The 20722-nt window shown below is 44.6% G+C and carries 20 protein-coding genes; 9 read left to right on the forward strand and 11 right to left on the reverse strand.

Annotation, left to right across the window (positions count from 1 at the left end):
* Window positions 1–179: 179 nt before the first annotated feature.
* Window positions 180–1997, forward strand: a complete 1818-nt coding sequence (locus AC5O63_RS06775) for an MOSC N-terminal beta barrel domain-containing protein (protein ID WP_494504384.1) — start codon at window positions 180–182, stop codon at window positions 1995–1997.
* 47 nt (window positions 1998–2044) lie between these two features.
* Here AC5O63_RS06775 and AC5O63_RS06780 read toward each other — a convergent pair whose 3' ends face one another.
* Both AC5O63_RS06780 and AC5O63_RS06785 read right to left on the reverse strand, forming a co-directional pair.
* The gene (locus AC5O63_RS06780; protein WP_494504385.1) at window positions 2045–2956 is read right to left on the reverse strand and encodes a sensor domain-containing diguanylate cyclase; all 912 of its coding nucleotides are present in this window, start codon (window positions 2954–2956) and stop codon (window positions 2045–2047) included.
* 139 nt (window positions 2957–3095) lie between these two features.
* Window positions 3096–3995: a DMT family transporter gene (locus tag AC5O63_RS06785; RefSeq protein ID WP_494504386.1), complete on the reverse strand. Its 900-nt coding sequence runs from the start codon at window positions 3993–3995 to the stop codon at window positions 3096–3098.
* 99 nt (window positions 3996–4094) lie between these two features.
* Here AC5O63_RS06785 and AC5O63_RS06790 point away from each other — a divergent pair, with 99 nt between their 5' ends.
* Complete coding sequence (locus AC5O63_RS06790; RefSeq protein WP_004745459.1) at window positions 4095–4883, forward strand: AraC family transcriptional regulator; 789 nt, start codon at window positions 4095–4097, stop codon at window positions 4881–4883.
* Here the strand turns inward: AC5O63_RS06790 and AC5O63_RS06795 are convergent.
* Window positions 4875–5798 carry a M14 family metallopeptidase gene (locus AC5O63_RS06795; RefSeq protein ID WP_494504584.1) on the reverse strand — a complete coding sequence of 308 codons (924 nt, stop codon included), beginning with the start codon at window positions 5796–5798 and terminating at the stop codon, window positions 4875–4877. The two genes, AC5O63_RS06790 and AC5O63_RS06795, sit on opposite strands and share 9 nt — an antisense overlap.
* A gap of 146 nt (window positions 5799–5944) precedes the next feature.
* A complete protein-coding gene (locus tag AC5O63_RS06800; RefSeq protein WP_494504387.1) occupies window positions 5945–6592 on the reverse strand; it encodes a DsbA family oxidoreductase in 648 nt (215 codons plus the stop codon).
* A 269-nt stretch (window positions 6593–6861) separates the two neighbouring features.
* Between AC5O63_RS06800 and AC5O63_RS06805 the strand changes: the two genes are divergently transcribed.
* Window positions 6862–8214, forward strand: coding sequence for an alpha-amylase family protein (locus AC5O63_RS06805; RefSeq protein ID WP_494504388.1), 1353 nt, complete (start codon window positions 6862–6864; stop codon window positions 8212–8214).
* A gap of 51 nt (window positions 8215–8265) precedes the next feature.
* Here the strand turns inward: AC5O63_RS06805 and AC5O63_RS06810 are convergent, their stop codons facing one another.
* Together AC5O63_RS06810 and AC5O63_RS06815 are read right to left on the reverse strand one after the other, a co-directional pair.
* A complete protein-coding gene (locus tag AC5O63_RS06810) occupies window positions 8266–10134 on the reverse strand; it encodes a methyl-accepting chemotaxis protein (protein WP_494504389.1) in 1869 nt (622 codons plus the stop codon).
* A gap of 85 nt (window positions 10135–10219) precedes the next feature.
* On the reverse strand, window positions 10220–10831 hold the full coding sequence (locus AC5O63_RS06815) for an AraC family transcriptional regulator (RefSeq protein WP_494504390.1): 612 nt from the start codon (window positions 10829–10831) through the stop codon (window positions 10220–10222).
* A 188-nt stretch (window positions 10832–11019) separates the two neighbouring features.
* Between AC5O63_RS06815 and AC5O63_RS06820 the strand changes: the two genes are divergently transcribed.
* Window positions 11020–12120, forward strand: a complete 1101-nt coding sequence (locus tag AC5O63_RS06820) for a 1-acyl-sn-glycerol-3-phosphate acyltransferase (protein WP_494504391.1) — start codon at window positions 11020–11022, stop codon at window positions 12118–12120.
* A 51-nt stretch (window positions 12121–12171) separates the two neighbouring features.
* Here AC5O63_RS06820 and nadE read toward each other — a convergent pair whose 3' ends face one another.
* Entirely contained in the window at window positions 12172–12999 is an 828-nt protein-coding gene (nadE, locus tag AC5O63_RS06825; RefSeq protein WP_494504392.1) for an NAD(+) synthase, read from the reverse strand.
* Between the two features lie 178 nt (window positions 13000–13177).
* On the opposite strand from nadE, the gene AC5O63_RS06830 reads away from it, so the two are divergent.
* On the forward strand, window positions 13178–13699 hold the full coding sequence (locus AC5O63_RS06830) for a nicotinate-nicotinamide nucleotide adenylyltransferase (RefSeq protein WP_494504393.1): 522 nt from the start codon (window positions 13178–13180) through the stop codon (window positions 13697–13699).
* Between the two features lie 59 nt (window positions 13700–13758).
* A complete protein-coding gene (locus AC5O63_RS06835; RefSeq protein WP_171319876.1) occupies window positions 13759–14217 on the forward strand; it encodes a hypothetical protein in 459 nt (152 codons plus the stop codon).
* Between the two features lie 28 nt (window positions 14218–14245).
* On the opposite strand, the gene AC5O63_RS06840 is transcribed toward AC5O63_RS06835, so the two are convergent.
* Both AC5O63_RS06840 and AC5O63_RS06845 read right to left on the reverse strand, forming a co-directional pair.
* The gene (locus AC5O63_RS06840) at window positions 14246–16099 is read right to left on the reverse strand and encodes a bifunctional diguanylate cyclase/phosphodiesterase (RefSeq protein WP_494504394.1); all 1854 of its coding nucleotides are present in this window, start codon (window positions 16097–16099) and stop codon (window positions 14246–14248) included.
* Window positions 16100–16224: 125 nt separating this feature from the next.
* Window positions 16225–17106 carry a LysR family transcriptional regulator gene (locus AC5O63_RS06845; protein ID WP_239824752.1) on the reverse strand — a complete coding sequence of 294 codons (882 nt, stop codon included), beginning with the start codon at window positions 17104–17106 and terminating at the stop codon, window positions 16225–16227.
* Between the two features lie 114 nt (window positions 17107–17220).
* On the opposite strand from AC5O63_RS06845, the gene AC5O63_RS06850 reads away from it, so the two are divergent.
* From AC5O63_RS06850 to AC5O63_RS06860, 3 genes are all read left to right on the forward strand, one after another.
* Window positions 17221–18399 carry a multidrug effflux MFS transporter gene (locus AC5O63_RS06850; protein WP_494504395.1) on the forward strand — a complete coding sequence of 393 codons (1179 nt, stop codon included), beginning with the start codon at window positions 17221–17223 and terminating at the stop codon, window positions 18397–18399.
* A 51-nt stretch (window positions 18400–18450) separates the two neighbouring features.
* Window positions 18451–18801 carry a hypothetical protein gene (locus tag AC5O63_RS06855; protein WP_494504396.1) on the forward strand — a complete coding sequence of 117 codons (351 nt, stop codon included), beginning with the start codon at window positions 18451–18453 and terminating at the stop codon, window positions 18799–18801.
* 81 nt (window positions 18802–18882) lie between these two features.
* Window positions 18883–19020 (forward strand): hypothetical protein, encoded by a 138-nt coding sequence (locus AC5O63_RS06860; RefSeq protein WP_004745434.1) that lies wholly within the window; start codon window positions 18883–18885, stop codon window positions 19018–19020.
* Window positions 19021–19128: 108 nt separating this feature from the next.
* On the opposite strand, the gene AC5O63_RS06865 is transcribed toward AC5O63_RS06860, so the two are convergent.
* Together AC5O63_RS06865 and AC5O63_RS06870 are read right to left on the reverse strand one after the other, a co-directional pair.
* The gene (locus AC5O63_RS06865) at window positions 19129–19728 is read right to left on the reverse strand and encodes a glutaredoxin (RefSeq protein WP_069668335.1); all 600 of its coding nucleotides are present in this window, start codon (window positions 19726–19728) and stop codon (window positions 19129–19131) included.
* Window positions 19729–19768: 40 nt separating this feature from the next.
* Window positions 19769–20671, reverse strand: a complete 903-nt coding sequence (locus tag AC5O63_RS06870; RefSeq protein ID WP_494504397.1) for a DMT family transporter — start codon at window positions 20669–20671, stop codon at window positions 19769–19771.
* Window positions 20672–20722: the final 51 nt, after the last annotated feature.

A 20722-nucleotide genomic window follows, 5' to 3' on the forward strand; every position in this document is an offset into this window, starting at 1 on the left:
TTAATACAAGCCAGTATGTCTATTAGTCGAAGGTTTATCTATCAACATAAAGTGGAATCTGACGTGTAGAGGCCTAGATTATCAAAACTGAGAACAACTCAATGGGGTAACGTTTTGTAGAAGAAATTCAATCAAATCAAGTATAATGCCTGCACAATAATTCTAGCTTAGGATAAGCAATGTCAGCTCCAACTCTTTCTCAAATCAATGTCTATCCGGTGAAATCTGTGGGTGGACTGTCTCTCTCAACGGCATGGGTGGAAAAGCAAGGTCTGATGTTTGACCGTCGATTTATGCTTGCTCTTTCCGACGGATCAATGGTCACGGCTCGAAAATACCCACAGATGGTCAAAGTGCGTTCAAGCTTGTTACCTGATGGGGTGATATTTACCGCCCAAGGCCAGTCGCCGCTAAGAGTCCGCTATGCCGATTTTAAGATGCAAGAAGCGCCAGCCCAAGTGTGGAAAGATCACTTTGTCGCTTATACCACAACGGATGAAGCTGATGATTGGTTCAGTCAGGCACTAGGTCAACGCGTGGAACTACTATTTAGTGGCGAGCAATCTAACCGCGTGCGAGAAAAGTTAGGCCACAACGTCAGTTTTGCCGATGGTTATCCAGTGTTAGTGATCAGTGAAGCATCACTAGCAGAGTTAAACCGTCGTAGCCCAGAAGCTCATTCAATGGAGCAGTTTCGTACTAACCTTGTCGTGTCTGGCACGGAATCTTTTGGTGAAGATGGTTGGAAGCGCATCCGTATTGGAGAGGTGGAGTTCGAAGCAGTAAAACCTTGTGAGCGCTGCATACTCACGACAGTAGATGTTGAAAGAGGTGAGTTGAGAACGAGTAAAGAGCCGCTGAATACGCTTTCCCAGTTCCGTGCCAACGAGCGTGGTGGTGTTTTCTTTGGACAAAACTTAGTCGCAAAAAATGAAGGTATGATTCATCAAGGTGATACAGTTGAAGTCTTGGAGTACAAAGAGAAAGAGTTCTACCCAGACAATACACCGAAACAGTTGCTTATGACGTGTGTTGAAAGAGAAGAAATTGCCCGTGATTTTGTCACTTTCTGGCTTGAACCACAACATGGTGAACTGCCAGTCTATCAACCTGGTCAGCATCTACCTATTTCGATTGAGATAGATGGTGAAAGTGTTGCCCGCCGATACACATTGTCTTCAAGCCCATCTCGCCCTGGGCGGTTAGCGATATCTGTTAAACGCATTGACGGCGGGCGCGTATCAAACTGGCTCAGCGACAATCTTAATATTGGCGATACGCTGACATGCGAGCAGCCGGATGGTAGTTTTCATTTGGGGGAAAAACATGGTCAGCCGTTGTTACTATTATCTGCGGGTAGCGGTGTCACGCCGATGCTTTCTATGCTTCGTTATCTTTCAGATCACAATCAAGTCGAAGATGTGGTCTTCTATCATCAATGCAGCAGCGTAGAAGATATCCCATGTAAGGAAGAGTTGGATGAGTTACGACGTAAACATGCTGGCTTAACCGTACTGTTTTCCTTGTCTCAAGCTCCGGACGATTGGTTTGGATTAAAAGGTCGCCTTACTCTCGCCCATCTAAAGCAAATTCGTGATGTTGAACAAAGACAAGTGTTTGTCTGTGGCCCTGATGGCTTTATGCAGAAGGCTAAGAATTTATTGCTCAAGAAAGGTCTAGCAGAAGACAACTATCACCAAGAAGCATTTGGTGTCAGCCAAACTTCTCAACAGCCATTGAAAGAGCTTACTTTGAGTGTTAACGGTCATGTGTTTGTTGGTAACAATCAAAAGACATTGCTTGAACAAGCAGAAGACGCAGGTGCGCCTATTGCAAACAGCTGTCGAGCGGGTCTGTGCGGCGCATGTAAGGTAACAGTGGAATCTGGAAAAGTGCATCAACCGGATGTGCCAGCCCTGCAAGATCATGAGCGCAATATGGGTGTTGCACTGGCTTGTTGCTGCGTACCAGAAACCGATATCGAAGTCGTTAGTTAAGCTTCTATTTGAATTAAATCAGCCCCCTGAATTAGGGGCTGACATTTTTACTCAATGACACTTCGATTCCTGCCTAGGTGTTTGGCTTTGTATAGGGCATCGTCAGCTCTACGGTACAAATCTAAAAACTCACTGTCGTTGGGAGAGAACTGGGTAACACCACAGCTTAAAGAAAATGGAGATTCTAAAATATTGAGTTCTGATTCAAGAAATTGTTGACGCAATCGCTCCGCAACATCAAGGGCTTCTTTTCCTGTTGTATCGTTAAGCACGATCAAGAACTCTTCACCTCCGACTCGACCACAGTGATCGCTCTTTCTTAAGTTACTGTGAATGATGTTGGCAAGTTCCACTATCACATTGTCACCAAAATCGTGCCCAAACGAATCGTTGACGCGTTTAAAGTGGTCAATATCTATGATGATGCAAGATAGTGCAGAATCTTGTTGCCTTGCCTTTTCATAAGAAGATTCAAAACATTGCCAGATTTTACGGCGGTTATAGAGTCTGGTCAGTTCATCCGTGTAGGCTTGTTCGGCGAGCTTTTCTCTGAGTTCTACGATGTCGGTGATGTCGGTTGAAACACCAATAAGACCAATGACTTGCTTCGTTTTAGAATGAATGATCGGTTGTTTGATGGCTCGGTAAACACGAACTCTGCCATCTGTCACAGCCAAAGCGCGTTCCTCATTAATCACCTTTTGACCGGTGTTAAACACCATCTCATCGGTCTTGAGTATGTCGGCTAACATATGTGGTTCAAAAAATGCGTAGTCAGTTTTACCTTTAAGCTCTTTTAACGTGGTGTTAAACAGCTCTAAGGTCAGTTGATTAGCATAAAGATATTCACCTTGGCGATTCTTAACGAACACGTAAGAGCCAATCTCATTCAGAACAACTTCATGCAACGTAAATTGGTCGTGATTATATATCTCTTCTATATGCTCCAATTCGATCATCTGACCTCCATCATGGTAATGAGGTCTAGCCAATTTAAGACGTGGTTGTATTGTTGTTATGTATAGGGCCGGACTGAATGCTGTGTGCTACATATGCAAGCCGGATACTACAAACATATACCCTTTTACCCTCAAGTACCTATACCTGATTAACATTTTCTAATGATTTTCTACTTAAGTGCTTGAGTTTTAGCTGTGAAAGAACAACACCAGAGACTACTAGTAATCCGCCCATAATATGGTAGCTATGTACAGCCTCGCCCAACATGGTCGCAGCCAAAGTGATGGCGATAACTGGCATTAAATTCATAAACATTGCACTCGAATCTGCGCCAATTAAATCAATCGCCTTAACCCACATCCAAGGTGCAGCGATAGAGGCTGCAAGACCAGCGTAAGCTATTAAAGGTATCGCGTCTTGGCTTGGCAACAACTGCTCGCTAGTGAGCCAGAGTGGCGTGAGCATGATGAGAGCAAGCAAGCCTTGCATATAGACCATGGTCCAGTTTGATAACGGCATCTTCCACCGCTTTAGCAACACGCAGTACGCTGCGTAGCAAATAGAAGCGACAACCATAATGCCGTCGCCAGGTGTAATGTCCTGATGTAAAAAGAAGGCTACGTCACCTTTCCCTAGCATAAAAGCCAATCCGGCTAACGCTATAACGCCACCAACGATACTGAGTGGGGAAATGGGCTTAGATAAAATTGGCACACTCATAAAAATCGCAATCAGTGGCACTAACGAAGTAATCAATGCCATATTAGAAGCGGTTGTCGTTAACCCGGCGTAATAGGAAAGCGACTGATTTAATACCATGCCTAGCATTGCCAGAAAGGCAAGCTTAGCCAAGTAAGGGCGTATTACGCTCCAACGCTGAATGACTTTTGGTAAGCAAAATGGTGTCAGTACGACAATTGCGAGAAACCAGCGGTAAAAGCTCATTGCACTGGGTTCTATGGTGCTAGCTGCCATTTTATTTACGATAGCGTTGCCGCCCCATATGCATACGGTAAAAAAAGGAAGTAGGTAGACCATGTGAACACCATCGCATTATTTTCAGTGGAAGCTAGTCTGACAGGTCGATATAATTATATATATCTTTAAAAAGACATTGTACGTCATAGGAAGACAAGTTTGAGAAAGTCAGCAAAACACCTTCACCCTTCGTTATCAATTGATAAAGCACCATCAGATGTATTTATGAATTTCGAAGCGTTTCTGTCCAATACCGAAACTCGGATGCATAGCCATCCATGGGGGCAGGTACAGCTGATTAGCGGTGGTATTTTAGAAATGGAAGCAGAAGATACTCGATTTTTAGCGCCGCCTCATTTAGCAATCTGGGTACCTGCAGGTATTATGCATACTAGCTTTAATCGCAAGCCGCTTTCCTATTGCTCGCTCAATATTGCTCAAGCCCACACTGAGAACTTCCCGGATTGCACTAGTCTGATCAAAGTGACTCCGATCGTATCGGCTATTATTGATGATTTTCGTCAACGAGATATCAATGTTGCCGAATCTGAGCAAGACAAGCGATTGGTTCAGGTACTGCTAGATCAACTCGCCACGCGTGACACTCAACACCATTTTCTTCCATCTACAGACAATAAATACCTGGCCAAGATTCTTGCAGCGGTGGAAGAGAACCCGATTGATAACACTAGCTTGTCTGTTTGGGCAGAACGCGTGCATACCACTGAGCGGACATTGGCAAGACACTGCCAAGCTGAATTAGGGATGAGCTTCACCGAGTGGCGATTAAGAGTTCGTTACTTACATTCGATGGAATTACTGCGCAAAGGCCACTCAGTAAAAGAGGTTGCGCTTACGCTAGGTTACAACCAAGCCAGCCCGTTTATTGCGATGTTTAAAAAATACTCCGGGCAGACCCCGGAGCAGTATAAAGGGCGGTTACTGTAGCTGCGCCACTACATAATCTAACCCACCGACAATGGCTGCGACTTGAGCGTCATTACACTCTTCATTTGTCACTTTCGGGCTATCTGGGTAAACTTCTGTGGTCGTGCCATAGGTGCATGTCGTTACACCGCCACATAGGCCGAGTTTAACCATCGGGTAGTTAATCACGCCGTGTTGAACCACAGGTGAGCCAATGATTTCCCCTTTATCATCTGCTGGAGCGATGTGAGTCACTTTACTTACTGATTCAATCACAGCAGCTTGAAATTCGGGCTGAGGGTTCTCAGTGTCACCCACAGTGTAAAAACCATCCGGAATCATACCTTCAATGTATTCGATACCATCACGAGCAGCTAGGGCAGGGCGAAACTCGGTTTCGTCACTGTCTGTGGTTTCATGTAGGTCAATGTGAACCAGTACCTCGCAGCCCAATGAGGCAACGAGCTTCATTAGGTTTGCAGATTCTTCGGCAGGTGAGCCTTGATAGAAAGAGCGGTTTGGATCAAGCGCTAATGGGTTCCAACGGTTGATCACTTCATAGCCCCATGGGCTTACACAAGGAGCAATTACAATGTTGAAATGTTCGCTGTACTTTTCCATCTCGTTGGCGGCAAACTTTAAAGCGCCGTGAACACCACTGGTTTCGTAGCCATGTACGCCACCTGTGACTAATACAATTGGTTTCGCGTCTTGCCAGTTTTTCGACTTAATACAGAAAAGCGGGTAACGCTCTTGGTCATAAGAGAGAGCGCCATATTGCTCAACATCAAACTGCTCTGAAAGTGCCTGAATCTTGGGAACCACTTCTTTTTGATATTCACGTTTAATTGTGGTTTGTTCACGCCAAGCGATTCGCTCAGCGTCACCCCATTTTTGACCAGGGGTACCGATTGGATAAGTGTAAGAACTGCGCATTACCTTGCCTTTATCATTATGGTTGTAGAAAACGTCAAACAGCATAGTGCGCCGATTTGGGGCAGGCAAATATTATCTTGCAGAACGTGAAAGATTGACTTGGTTTTGACATCCTTTGCTGTGGCGATAATGCGGAGAAATGAGCGCTACTCTTGAGATTGAGTAATATGATTGATGGCCGATATTAGCAATTCGGTGGTTTGCGCGCCGGAAATGAGATGCTTTCGATTAATGATGATTGCAGGGACAGCATTGATGCCCGCTTCAAGCCATTGCTGCTCGGTAGATGCTACGGCTTCCGCCCAGCTTTCATCTTCTATAACACTAGTGACGACGTCTTGTTCTAGCCCTAGCTCAGTGGCGCATTCAATCAGTACTTGAGAGTCGCTAATGTCTTTACCATCGGTGAAATAGGCGTGAAACAGAGCAAGCTCTAAGTCGAACTGTTTCCCTTCACTTTGTGCCCACATTAAAAGCTGGTGGGCTTTACGCGTGTTATAGATTCGAGAGTCGTCATTGAAGTTGAACTTAAACCCTACCTCGTTACCTAGATTGGTCAGAGTTTCACGCGCTGAAATACTGGCTTCTGTTGTCGTGCCGTATTTTTCAGCTAGGTGTTCTCGCAGATTTTGTCCTTCGTCTCCCATTGCTGGATTGAGCTCAAAGGGGTGCCACTGTATATCGGCTTCAACTTCATCGCTCAGAGCGGCAAGCGCGTGCTCTAAACGTTTGTAGCCAATAATGCACCATGGGCAAACGACATCAGAAACAATATCAATTCGAATTTTGTTCATACTTGAATCCTTGTACAACTCAGATGAAAGTATAGCGCCGTCCTCAATGAGATTTTACTAAATACCTCACTATTTAGACAATCTACGCCTAAAAGCTACTACGTAAAAAAATAGATTAAGGGGGAAGAGCTTAGTGCGAATGCTTTGTTAGGATGGTAATCAGTGTTCACTATAGATACTCAAGTAGCTTTGCGATAAGAACTGAAAAGTAGAAATAAAGGGTATTTGGGTATCGTTATCGTGTTATGAATCTTGTAAAGGAAATCGTGATGAACTGTTCTCACGCAACTGATGTGATCTTACACGCGTTTGACTGGCCATATGAAATGGTTGAACAAAGAGCGCGCCAGATCCATCAAGCGGGCTACAAGTACGTACTCGTTTCACCACCAATGAAATCATTAAAAAGGGAAACAGGTACCAAGTGGTGGCAACGCTATCAACCTCAAGATTATCGAGTGATCGATAATCAACTTGGCAATACTGAAACATTTAAAAGCATGCTTGAGACTTTGTCGTCTTATGGTGTGGGTGTGTATGCCGATGTGGTGTTCAACCATATGGCGAATGAATCGTCGATAAGGACAGATCTTAAATATCCAAACGCGTCTGACATGCTCGAATACCAACAATCGGCTGATTATTATCAGAACCAACGTTTGTTTGGAGACTTAAGTGAGCCTATTTTCGATCATGACGACTTTGTCGAAGCGTTTGGAATTGAAGACTGGGAAGATCGCTGGCAGGTACAAAATGGGCGCATCACAGGAGGCCCGACGGATCCAGGCTTACCAACATTAAGGGTTTGCTCACACGTCATCGAGCAGCAGCAAGCTTATCTTAAGGCGCTTAAAGGTATGGGGGTCAAAGGTTTTCGCATTGATGCCGCTAAACATATGACTTTAGAGCATCTAAAACAGGTTTGGACGGAAGAGATTTGCCAAGATATTCATATCTTCGGTGAAATTATTACCAGCGGTGGTGCAACGCAGCCAGAGTATGAGCTGTTCTTACAGCCCTATCTTGCTGAAACGCGATTGGGTGCCTATGACTTCCCGTTGTTTCAGACAATGCATGATGCGCTGCAAATCGATGGTAGCTTAAAAAGTTTGGTCGACCCATATTGCTTTGGGCAAGCGCTGTCGGAATCGCGGGCAATTACGTTTGCCATTACCCACGATATTCCTAACAACGATGTTTTCGCAAATTTGGTCATGAGCGAAAACCAAGAGTGGTTAGGTTATTGTTACTTGCTCGGAAGAGATGGCGGAGTACCACTGATATACACGGATCTCGATACCAGTGGAATCGTTAATTCAGACAAGCGGCCACGCTGGGTCGATGCTTGGAAAGACGAAAAGATGATCGCCGCTATCGATTTTCACAATCGTATGCATGGCTCTCAAATGAAGGTTGTTGAGGCTTCAGACGATCTATTGGTCTTTAGCCGCGGTAAAGAAGGTTTGGTTATCATTAACAAATCTAAACGCTCACAAACCATAGAGTTTAAAGCGAACTCAGATTGGATGGATTTGTTGTCGCTTGATAGTTTTGCGCCACGAAACGGGCAATGTAGCGCGGTGGTAGAGCCTAAGACAGCAATGATGTTAGTAGCAATTTAAAGCAAAAGAGGCGCACTTAAATCGAGTGCGCCTCTTGATTCTAACGTTGTTCTAAACAGTAAATTTATTCAAGATAGAGTCTTGCTCTCGAATATTTTCGGTTTGTGCTTGCATGGCAATGTTGGCATTCTCAGCGGCATCAGCGACTTGAGTTGAAAGATCTTTGATTTTCACTGTATTGCCGTTAATTTCCTCAGCAACCAAGCTTTGTTCCTCTGCCGCAGAAGCGATTTGGATATTCATATCGCTGATCTGCTGAATCGCATCACGAATGCGCTCCAGAGCGACATTGGCCTCTTGAGCTCGCTCAACGGCACTGGTGGCGGTGCTCTTACTCATGTTCATCGCATTTGAAACAGAGCTTGCACCCGCTTGAAGCTGTTCAATCATATTGCGAATCTCGGTGGTGGACTCCTGAGTACGTTGTGCCAAGGTTCTAACTTCGTCAGCAACCACTGCGAACCCTCGACCAGATTCACCTGCACGTGCTGCCTCAATCGCGGCGTTAAGGGCGAGTAGGTTGGTTTGATCGGCGATATCGTTAATCACCTTCAAGATAGTTTCAATATTATCGGTCGCGGATTCTAGAACCTTCACCTCTTCAACGGCTTCGTCAATTTTTTGAGATAAGTTGTCGATGGCGTGAGTTGTTTCACTAACAACCGCTGTACCTGTGCTGGTAGCCTCATCGGCTTCACGAGCGGCTGCAGCGGCACCTTGAGCATTATTGGCGACATCCCCTGAAGTCGTAGCCATTTCATGCATCGCGGTGGCAAGTTGCTCCAGTTCGTGCAATTGGTCTTGCATTGCGGAAGCGGACTCTTGCAGCCCCATCGAGGTCATTTCTGAGCCACGTAATATCTCTTCCCCAATCGCTTTCGATTGCGTGATCAGTTGCTGTAAGGTTCCTGTGAACTCATTAAATCCTGAAGCCAGAGTCGAGAATTCTTGATCTGTGTTGGTATCGAGTCGTTTAGTTAAATCACCTTGACCTGTCGCGACATCCTGAATGGCATCAGCTAAAGTATCTAGTGGCCGCATTAAGGTCTTAATCAGAACGAGTAGAATTACAATACTAATCACTAAGGCAATGATGGTGTAAATAATTGAGCTGTTGCGAAGATCTGCTAGTGATTGGTACGCCACTTCTTCGTCTAGGACTACCCCAATGTACCAATCTTCACCTGGCACTTTAGAAAAATCGAGAGTGTAGGCTTTACCATCAATCATTGCTTGTTGCGGATCATTTTGGATGGGGGCATTGCCTAAAAAGTCAGACATAGGTTTGCCGTTCAACTCAGTAGTTGGGTGGGCGATGGTGGTGCCGTCTCCCGCGACAATAAATACATAGCCAGCATCAAATAGCTGCACTTTGTTGACCACTTCAGCCAGTGCCGCAAGACTCACGTCATAAAATATCGCACCTATAAACTGGCCGTTTTCACGCACTGGTGTGGCAATTGAAACCAAAATCTCGCCAGTTGCAGAATCGGCATACGGCGCTGTAATCACAAGCTTTCCAGAGTTTTTAGCGTCAATGTACCAAGGTCGAACCCTTGGATCCCAAGTAGGTCCAGGATTCCAAGAAGGGTCGTTGTTGATGTTTGAACCATCACTCTCAAAGCCTAGGCCCGCTAATAAAAAGGTGTCTTTAACAATAGGGCGGGTAATGACAGACGTGACAGCGTCAGGAGACAGGTCAACTTCGAGCATGCTGGTCGCATATGCGGCGATGGCTTTACGGCCATTGATTTCTGCGGCGGTAGTGTTTCGTACACCGTCGACGATTTCGGTAACGCTTGAGGTAACTTGCGTCTTAATTTCGCTCTTAACGGTGTGATACTGTTGCAGTGTAAGAAGGGTGACAGTCGCTAAAAGCAAGACAGACGAAGCGGCCACAATTTTATGGCTGAATTTCATTTCAAAATCCTCATCTACAAATAAAGCAGTTACTTATAGATCTATAGTTATGAAATGGGTATTCAGCCAGTAAAAGCGCGAACTTTTATGATATTTGCCGACCTAGAATGGTTTGCTCAAGACTTGTGAATAAAGCGTCGTTGCCATCGAACAAAGATTCGATAACTATCAGACGTTTCTTACCGGATTGCATCTGCTTGTTGGCTTCACGAACTCGCAGCACTAACTTGAGTTCATTGGAAAGCGAAGACTCTTTATCGACCTGCCACTGATTAATCTGCTTTGTGTATCGAGTCTCTTTTAGCTCAGGCTTTAGCGTTGTGAGTTCGCTTTGTACGACTTTAAGCAGATCTATTTGACCTTCATGGTGACCATTGAGACTTTCTAAACGGTTTAACAGTGCTGACAGAAGCTCTCCAGCTTGGATATAGCCACCCTGTTTAGGAAACGGTGCTACAACGCGAGAAGAGACACTGACGGAATTAACGATGGTATTGGGCGTGTATGTAAGCGAGGTAAGTGTGTCAAACGGTAGCCAGAACGACTGACCTGCTTCCACGGCATATTCCAACTTTCCAAGTTTGACTAACACCAAACCTTGCTTAACGCCGATAAGTTGATGCTTTAACGACTTCTTACGCGGTTTACATATAAGAAATTCATTGAGTTCTGAATGAAAAGATATAGCGTGGTGCATGGGGGCAATCTCTAATTTCGGGGCGCTAAGATTAACGTTTCTTGGAAAAAAAGCCAACTTTGTGCAAGTTATAGCGCAAATTCGAAGAATTAGTCTGGTCTGACCTTAACGAATCTGAGAGAACTATAGCTGCCAAGAACGGTTTCTATGCGTAGAATAGTCCCGCTTTTTACCTAATGTATAAAATAATGACGACAAACACAGACCCATTTATTGAAATTCGTCCTTATAACGATGACGAAATTCCAGCGGCAATTGACCGCTTAGTTAACGATGAAGAATTCATCAGTGCGATTTTACAGCACCGCTTTTCTAACCATGCAGGCTGGTTTAAGACCTTAATGTCTCCAATGGTTAAGATCTACCTTAAGATGAAGTGGTCAAAACTGAACTCAGTTGAGACGATTCAATTAGAAGTAAAGAAGTATCTTGATCAAACGCTTAAAACCACGACTAAAGGTGTCACATACAGCGGGCTAGAAAATCTAGATCCCGAGCAAGCGTATCTTTTTGTTTCTAATCACCGCGATATCGCGATGGATCCGGCACTTGTTAACTATGGTCTGTTCGAAAGTGGTCATAAAACCGTGCGCATTGCGATTGGTGATAACCTACTGAAAAAGCCTTGTGCGACAGAGCTAATGAAGCTCAACAAAAGCTTTATTGTTAAACGTTCGGCAAAAGGTCCACGTGAAATGATGAAGGCATTAGGAACGCTGTCTGGTTACATCAAGCACTCGCTAGAAACTGGTCATTCAATTTGGATTGCACAAAAAGAAGGTCGCGCGAAAGATGGCAACGACTTTACTGATCCAGCGATCCTAAAAATGTTTCATGTGGAAGGCCGCAAACAAAAGCTTTCATTCCCTGAGTACATTAAATCTTTGAAGATTGTGCCAGTTGCCATCTCTTATGAGAATGACCCTTGTGATATTGCCAAAGCGATAGAGCTGCACGCTAAAGATTCAGTGGGGAGCTACGAGAAAGGCGAATTCGAAGATATTGAAAGCATTATCCAAGGCATCGTGGGTGATAAAGGCCATGTGCATGTCGCGTTTGGTGATGTGATTGAGCAAGACTTCGAAACGCCAGAAGCATTAGCCGAAGAGATTGATCGTCAAGTACATGCAAACTACAAGTTGTTCCCAATTAATCAGCTTGCAGCAGGTAACGAAGATGTCGGTGAAGATGTGAAAGCGACATTGGCTGACAAACTCAATTTATTACCGCAAGACGCGCAGCCATTTTTAGTGGCCAGTTACGCCAATCCGGTCAAGAATCGCCCTTAGGCAATAGAATAGAAAATAGCCTCTCAATTGAGAGGCTATTTTGTTTTTACGTTAATCGTAAATGGTTGGAATTGGTTGACGCTTATGCTGAGTCACTTTGTAGATGTGAACTAAGCGCTCAGTCACTTCAGCTGATACTGGCTTGCCTTCTAGGAAATCATCAATCTGTTCATAGGTAAGGTTAAGCGCATCTTCGTCCGCTTTTTGTGGGTCTAGCTCTTCTAAATCCGCGGTAGGGACCTTCTTCACCAATAGTTCTGGCGCACCTAGTGTCGCAGCCACTTCACGCACTTGGCGCTTGCTTAGACCGAATAGAGGAGCAAGGTCACAGGCACCGTCGCCAAATTTGGTGTAGAAGCCAGTGATGTTTTCGGCAGAATGGTCAGTACCAATCACTAATCCACCAACATAACCCGCGATTTCGTATTGAGCGACCATTCGTGCACGGGCTTTAACATTCCCTTTTACAAAATCAACTTTGGCTTTATCTTCAGGAAGTAGCCCAGTCCCTTCTAGTGCTGTGTGGCTTGCCGCGTGAAGGCCATCGACACCTGCTTTAATATTAACGGAAACCGAATGAGACGGCTGAATAAACTGAAGAGCAAGCTGTGCTTCATCTTCGTCTTTCTGTTCGCCATAAGGCAGTCGAACTGCAATGAACTGGTAGCCGCCATTATACTCTTCATTTAATTGATCAACAGCAAGCTGCGCCAAACGACCACACGTTGTTGAATCAACACCACCACTGATACCGAGAACCAGAGATTTGCATCCTGCTTCTTGAAGTTTTCGCTTAATAAAGTCGACACGACGTGTTATCTCAAAATGAGGATCGATCGACGGCAGAACGCGCATTTCATCGCGAATCAACTGTTCCATTATGTTTCCTTCCTGCAAGCAATGTAGTTTAAAATTGGGTAATAAAGTTGGTAGCCTTAACAGGTCTACCTCAGCAAGGCATATTTATGCTGAAGTGAACGTGTTAAAGTCACGTGCCTATATCATACCGCAATCAAGGAATTAGAAAACTGCGATCACAGTTTTCAATAAAGAGTAAATGAATAAAAAGAGCAAAGTTGCTGTATTTGGAAGCGCTTTTAACCCACCAAGTCTGGGTCACAAAAGCGTGATCGAGTCTTTAACCCATTTTGATCGAGTTCTGTTGCTGCCAAGCATTGCTCACGCTTGGGGGAAACAGATGTTGGAATACAGTGCTCGATGCGAGCTAGTTGACGCTTTTATCGAAGACTTACAAGTGAATAACGTAGAGCGTTCTACGATTGAAGAGTCTCTCTATTCCCCAGAAAGCAGTGTAACGACTTATGCCGTACTTGAAGCTTTAGAGGCTAAATACCCAGACAGTGAACTCACCTTTGTTATGGGGCCAGATAACCTGCTTAGCTTTGCTAAATTTTACAAAGCGGAAGAGATCGTCAATCGTTGGTCTCTATTATGCTGCCCTGAGAAAGTACAAGTGAGAAGTACGGATATTCGCAATGGACTTAAACAAGGCAGTGATGTCTCAACGTTGGTTACACCAAAAGTATTACGCAAATTGCGCGAAAAGGAGTATTATTAAATAGGACTTCGTTCTATATATTTGAGGTGTGAATGTTAAAGTGTGGAATGATATGTGTGATGTTATCGTTCTCTCCACTTGCTGCGGCTTGCGAGTTGTACCAAGAGGATGTGTCTGCGCATTCGTTAATGTTTGAAGGCTCAAGCCCAGCATGTACAACAATCTTTGATCTAGAGATTGATGACACTGTGACAAATGAAGCTTTTGTAGATCTGACCCTTGCAGAGAAAACCGATCACTCCTCATACTGGTCAGATTGGCTACTGGGCAACGAGACCAATCCACTGATTTCAAATAATGCTTCGTCCAACTATTTTGGTGTTGGAGTCTGGGTACCCAATGAGTTGGAAGATCAGCTCAAAGAGATGAACACCGAAAACTGGATCAGGAGCCATGGTGTGCAGCTGAGCCTGGGTTTTGGCGATATGGATGCAGGTACACCGCGCATGCGACTCGATTATCGTTGGCACGAGCAGTATGACGGTGACTTCATGATGCAGGTCGAAGTGCCTTTCTAAGCGTCAGCCTAACTTTCCTATCTAGAACTTATCCGTTAGACACTTGTTGCTGCTGGGTTATACGTTCAAAGCTTTGATTTATGATGTTCTGTGGTTTATCCGGCTTTGAGAAGTAGTAACCCTGAATCTGACTGCACCCCATGTCATAGAGCTTTTCAAGCGCTTCTTGATCCTCAACACCTTCCGCGACCAAAGAGAGATTCAATTGTTTAGCAAGCTGGACGATAAGCCATACCACTCGTTCGGCGGTTTCATTGGTATGCATATTGCGAATAAAGGTCGCGTCTATCTTGATGCAGTCGATTGGGTAACTATGGATATAGTTGAGACTTGAATACCCAGTACCAAAGTCATCGAGTGCCACTTTGAAACCAAGGAATCTTAGCTTGTTGAGGATCTTCTTCACTTCCTCGGTCTGCGATAGAAGTACCGTCTCTGTCAGTTCAATGGTGAACTCATCAGGTTTAAAACCGTAGTGTTTTATGGTGTCGAGTAAGTGCTGTAAGTAACGATTCGAATTGTGTAGCTCGTGTGCCGAGCAATTGAGGCTCAGACGAACGCCATGCCCCAGTCCTTTTTCCAGTGCTAGCTTGGCTTTACAAGCCAGCTCTACGATGTGCTCACCCAACTCGACAATAAGCCCAGATTGCTCCGCGGCATCGATAAACTCAAGTGGTGAAATTGTCCCAAGAGCATGGCTTTGCCAACGGGCGAGAACTTCGAAGTAGTCCCAATTGTTATTGTCACGTTCAACAATGGGCTGCACTGCGACATATAGTTCGCTATCACTAATGGACTCTTTAGCGAGTTCTGTTCTCAATGCGTCAATAATCAGGGCTTTACGATAGTATTGAGCACTTAAATGGGTATCGTAACATTGTACGTGTACATGACGAGACTGCTTACAATCCTTTAGCGCTAAACTGGCATTGAGAATGATTTGGTCGGCGGATAGGCTTTGATTGATGTTTTTTGCTAAGCCGATGCTCGCTGTGAACTTAATTTTGTGCGAAGGATCTTGGTAGCCTTTTTCTAGGTTCTTAATGATGGTGTAGCAGACCTTGAAGGGGTCACTAGCTTGGGTAATAAAGGCGAACTCATCCCCGGCAATTCGAAAGGTGAATTGTTCGTCTTTTATTGCTTCCTTGATGGTATTGGCAACAAACTTTATCAGTTGATCGCCAATATAGTTTCCATATAAGTCATTAATAGATTTGAAGTTATCAATGTCCAAATAAGCCAGCGTAAAGGGAATGTTTTGTGTTTGGCTTAGCCTCTCAAGCTTATCAGAAAGATAACTTCTGTTAAGTAGCCCAGTGAGATTGTCGTGGGATACTTCATAACTGAGTTGATCAACCAATGTCTCTGAACGTGCCGTTAGCCATTTCGACTTAAGGTTGTGGGTGACGATATTGGCAAATAGCTTGTGGTTGTATATCAGCTCCTCTCTGGTGTTGGGCTCCAGAGCGTGAGTATAGGCGGACAGCAAGATACCTAAAACCTCACCATTACTGGTTTTAAGGGGGATTGCCAGATACGACTCGATATCATGCTCAGAAATATATTGCTCGTTAGGGTGGAGCGTTTTGGCATCCGAATCGCAGACGATGTAGTCCTGATTAGACTTAATCACAAAAGTACAAGTGCTGTGAGTGAGCGGCGCGAGATAATCATCGCGCTGCAATTTTACGCCGCTAGAAGAGGCGAGGAGCGTTGAACGGTTGGTAAACTGATCAAGCTCAATAATACATGTACAAAATGAGTTCGAGTATTGCTGAAGCTCCAACGTGGCTTTATTGAGAAGATCTTGCCCATCGAGGCTGAGCGTATCGTTAATCGTCTCGACGCTTAACGAGTTCTGTACTGACGTTGTCCTAACCATATTGGTAACTCACTGTTATTGTGATTTGTATCACTTAATTATCAATTTAGTTACTCATTAAATATGGTACGTGTCGCATATTATTGCAAATGTCAAATATAGGCTCTATGTTCGGTAAACAAAGCTTATTCTTGGTTGGAAAGGCGTTCTTTAAGATAGTCTAAAAATAGTTTAGTACGTGTATGCTGATAGTCGAGTTTTGGGTAGTAGGCGTAAACCGTTGCTTCATCAGCAGTTATGTCTGGTAGAATACGTTGCAATGCCCCGAGCTTAAGATCTTCTTTGATCATCACATCGTTAGTGAGTAGCAGTCCCATGCCACTTTTTGCAGCATAAAAAAGAGCTTCTGGATTAGATGTAGCGAAGTTGCCATTGAGCAGAATCTTATGCCCATTGGTCAGGGAAATCTCTCTTTGGGTTCTCTCTCCCCATACCAACATGTTGTGTTGGGTAAGCTCTTTAAAGCTTTGCGGCTCACCAAACTGCTCAATATAACTTGGAGACGCATAGAAACCGGCTCGATGCTCAAAAAGAGGGGTGGCTTTGAAACTCAGCGAGTTGAGTTGTTCAATTTCACGGCTGATAAACAGATCCAAACTCAATGTGGGTAATTGACCGGGCGTGGTTGTGATCAGTTGAATGCGAATGTCAGGGTACATCTGCAAAAAGTCGTTTAAGTACTGAACAAGAAACTTTGATCCCACGGCCAGAGTCGCACCTATTTTCAGCAATCCGGCAGGCGTTTGAGATACCGAGCGTGTTTCGTCAACTATCGATTGCCAACCATCAAGTTGCACCTTAGCACGTTCATAAAATAAGGCGCCGGCTTCAGTTTGCGTGACGGAGCGAGTCGTGCGTTTTAGCAACTGCACACCGATGCGTTCTTCTAGCCAATGGATGCGTTTACTGATCGCTGAGCTGGTGGTGTTGAGCGTTCTTGCCGCGCCGTTAAAACTGCCTTCATCAACGACACGAATATAACTCTGCACACTTTGAATCCAATCCATAATGCCACCTTATTGTTTCTTTTTGGGAATTAATCACTTTCCATATCGATATATTATCATTGAATAGTGGCTAATTTAAACTCGCTTTATTGTCGGATTTAATGAGGAGCTACTATGAAAAAAACACCTATTTTGTTAGCAATGATGATCATCGCGACGGGACAAGTTGGTGTCAGTATCTATCTTCCCTCATTGCCGATGATCAGTAACAGTCTGAATGTAGGGCAAGCCGACGTACAACTTTTAGTCACCGTTTTTCTCGTCGCTTTTGGTCTATCTCAACTCTTTTACGGCCCTTTGTCTGATGCCATTGGTCGCCGTCCGGTATTTATCCTCGGGCAGGGGATCTATTTAGCTGCCACTGTCATGTGCGTTACTTTCACCGATAACCTAACCGTGCTGATTATTGGTCGCTTTTTGCAAGGTTTAGGGGCGGGTAGTGCTTCGGTTCTTGGTCGAAGCGTGCTGCGAGATAGCTACGAAGGTTCACAGTTAACTAAAGCGTTATCTTATATTTCTATTACGGCTTCTATTATGCCGATCATCGCGCCAGTGATGGGGGGCTGGATTGCTTTCTATTTGGGCTGGGAAGCGGTGTTTATGTTCGTTTTGCTCTATCTAATCGCCATCTTTACATTGGGGTATTTCGTTCTCCCAGAAACCATGACCTATGGAAAGACACAATTTAGCTTGGTGAGTGTGATTAAAAACTATGGCAGCTTAATGACCAATAAGCAGGTGATCTCTAGTGCAAGTTATAACTGGGTGACCTACCTAACGAGTGTTGTGTCGTTATCTGTTATGCCGTTTATATTGCAGCATCAACTTGGTCTAACGGCGGCAGAATATGGCTCGGTTATGATCATACCGTCAGCTGGCTTAATGATGGGGAGCTTACTGCTTAATGTGGTGAACCGCTATTTAGATACCAAGCAGATCTTATCTTTGGCTATCTCGACGATGATGGTTGCTGGGCTGTGGTTACTGGTTAGCGAAGTCACTCTGTTTAATCTCGTGTGGGCGTTTACTTTGCTGACGATTGCCCAAGGTCTTGCGACACCGCTTTCGATTAGCATGCTGCTTGAACCACATAAACGACAGGCGGGCTCAGTGTCTGCACTATCAGGGGCAGTACAAATGTGTTTATCAGGGGCATTTGGAGGCTATTTGGTCGAGCATTGGGTGCAAAGCCAAATGAGCATGGGAGTTTTCTATCTCATCTCAGCAACTACGATGGGTTTGGTTCTAATATCATCGAAAAAGCTTCTCGTCGCTCAGCAAAAGTTTGCTTGATCGCGCGTTGGGTATACAATGCCCGCAATTTTCTATGTTGAGACTGAATCAATGGAACTTAAAGATTTTGAAACGCTAGTTAAGTCGCTATGTGACAAAGAGAACCTGCCGCAAGCCTTAGAAGTACTGAAAGCAAGCGAAGACCAAGAAGTGGCGGAAGCCGCTCAATCACTAACTGGGCAATTTGCGTTGGCAGAAGTCGATGGCGCTAAGCGTATCTATCACGTAACAGTACAGGCTAACGAGCAAGGTGAAGAGCAAGAGTTTGTCGAGCACGTGATGGATGAAGGCGATGATGTGATCCATTTTGTTGCTTGGTTCTTTGATGTCATGTTTGATGTGAAGCGCAAAGATACCTACCAAGTGGCTGGAAAAACCTATCAACAACCAAAACGCGCTTAGTTGTTAAATTTAATGTGATTTAGATCTTGTTTTTAATCTAATTGTGATTAAAATCACGCTCCTTACTTTGAGGAGATAATCATGAATCACGAATTAGGCAACGCATATCTAGGTCAGATGATCGCTAAGCAAGCCATGCAAGATGCTCTTTATGGCAAGCCTAAAGCAAAGAAGACTTCTTTTATCAAACGTATGATGAAAAAAGTAATCAGCGCGTAGTTGAAAAGGATTTTATGAGTGAGGCGAGCGAAGCTGTCTGGCTCATCAAAACAAAGCCCCGCTACAATCAGCGGGGCTTTGTCGTTTTTGCTTGGTGGAGAGCAGAGCTTACAGAGAAACCACGTTGTCTGGCACTGTGCTTAGCCCTTTCTCTTCAATCCAAGCGGTAAGGTTATCGGCACCACCAATGTAATGACCATCCAGCCAGATTTGAGGAACGGTAACCGGCGTCTTCTCACCAATGATAGCTTTTACTTCAGGGATCATTCGATAAAGGGCAGCGCTGTCTTTAACGACATCGTAGTATTCGTATTCAATGCCAGCTTCATCTAAGATCTTTTTCGCTTTGACACAATAAGGGCAAGTCGCCTTACCATAAACAATGTTGCCTTTTAGAGTATCGCGCTTAGTCCATTCTTGAATAATAGATTGCACGAGCACGCCACGGTTTAGCGCTTCCCCTTGGCTTACCACTTTGCCTTCGACCATCAGAATAGGCGCGTGCCATGCACCTACTTTCAACGGTTCCCACCAATGAGATAACCAATCTTTCACTTCAAGCTCGACTGGGATACCGGCAAGTTCATTTTCGAATGTGTCCTTAAGGATATCTTTGGTCAGAGTACACTCCCCGCAAGGAATGTTGACTTTGAATGGTCCCCAACTGCCAGCCCAGCGGTAAAGTGTTAATTTGATTGGTTGTGTCATAGAGGTTTCTCCGTTAAAAGCTATGACTAATTAGAACGGTCTAGCTTGAAATTTCTTTCAACTTTTTTGGCTTTTTTGCTTCCCATTGGGTAATGAAAGCCACAGAAGCGATAATGATCGCCGCGCCAAGCCAAAGCCTACCTGGTGGTACCCAGCCAAATACCATCCAACCCGCTAACACATTTAATGGCAGTTTCGCGTGATCAAAGGGTTGAACAAACGAAGCATCTGCCACTGAGTATGCTTTAACAATAGCCCACTGCGCCAGCGCTGTCATAGCTCCTGCCCCAATCAATATTAGCCATAATGTTCCACCTGTTGGCAGTTGCCAGTCTGGTAGAGCGAGCAAAATGTTAAACGGTGTAATGAGTATGAGTAGGTAGACAACCATGGTTGACGGAGAGTCTTGCGAAGAAAGCTTTTTCACCATCAGCGCGTAACAGGCCCAAAAGAACGCCGCACCGACAGGAAGAAGCGTTGCCCAGCTAAAATCGTCTGCCCAAGGTTCTAAAATGATCATGGCACCAATAAAGCCAGTGAGGGTAGCACCCCAACGAGCCGCGCCTACTTTCTCTTTAAGGATTAACCCAGAGCCGATCGTCGCAAATAATGGCGAAGTCATCAGTAGGGCGATGCCTTGCCAAATCGGTACAGGGTAGGCAAGTGCCCATAGCCACAGTTGGATACCTATCACCGCTAAGAAGACGCGTAAAATATGCAATCCTAGATTCTGCGTACGCAGTGACTGCCTAATACCTAGTGTTTTTAAATAGGGCAGAATAACCACAAGTGCGATTGCATATTGAATCAGGGCAACCGTTGTCGAAGAAAGACCGTAATTGATACTCGCCACTTGAGCCAAGCTATTTACGATGGCAAAAGCCAGTCCTGCGCTTAGCATCCAACTAGCGCCTTGAAGAGGGTGGTGGTTTTGGGTGCTCATGATATAAGTGTCTGAAAAATAGATAAGCTGAATCATACGATGTTATTTAGC

This window comes from Vibrio sp. SCP2 (assembly GCF_059295395.1).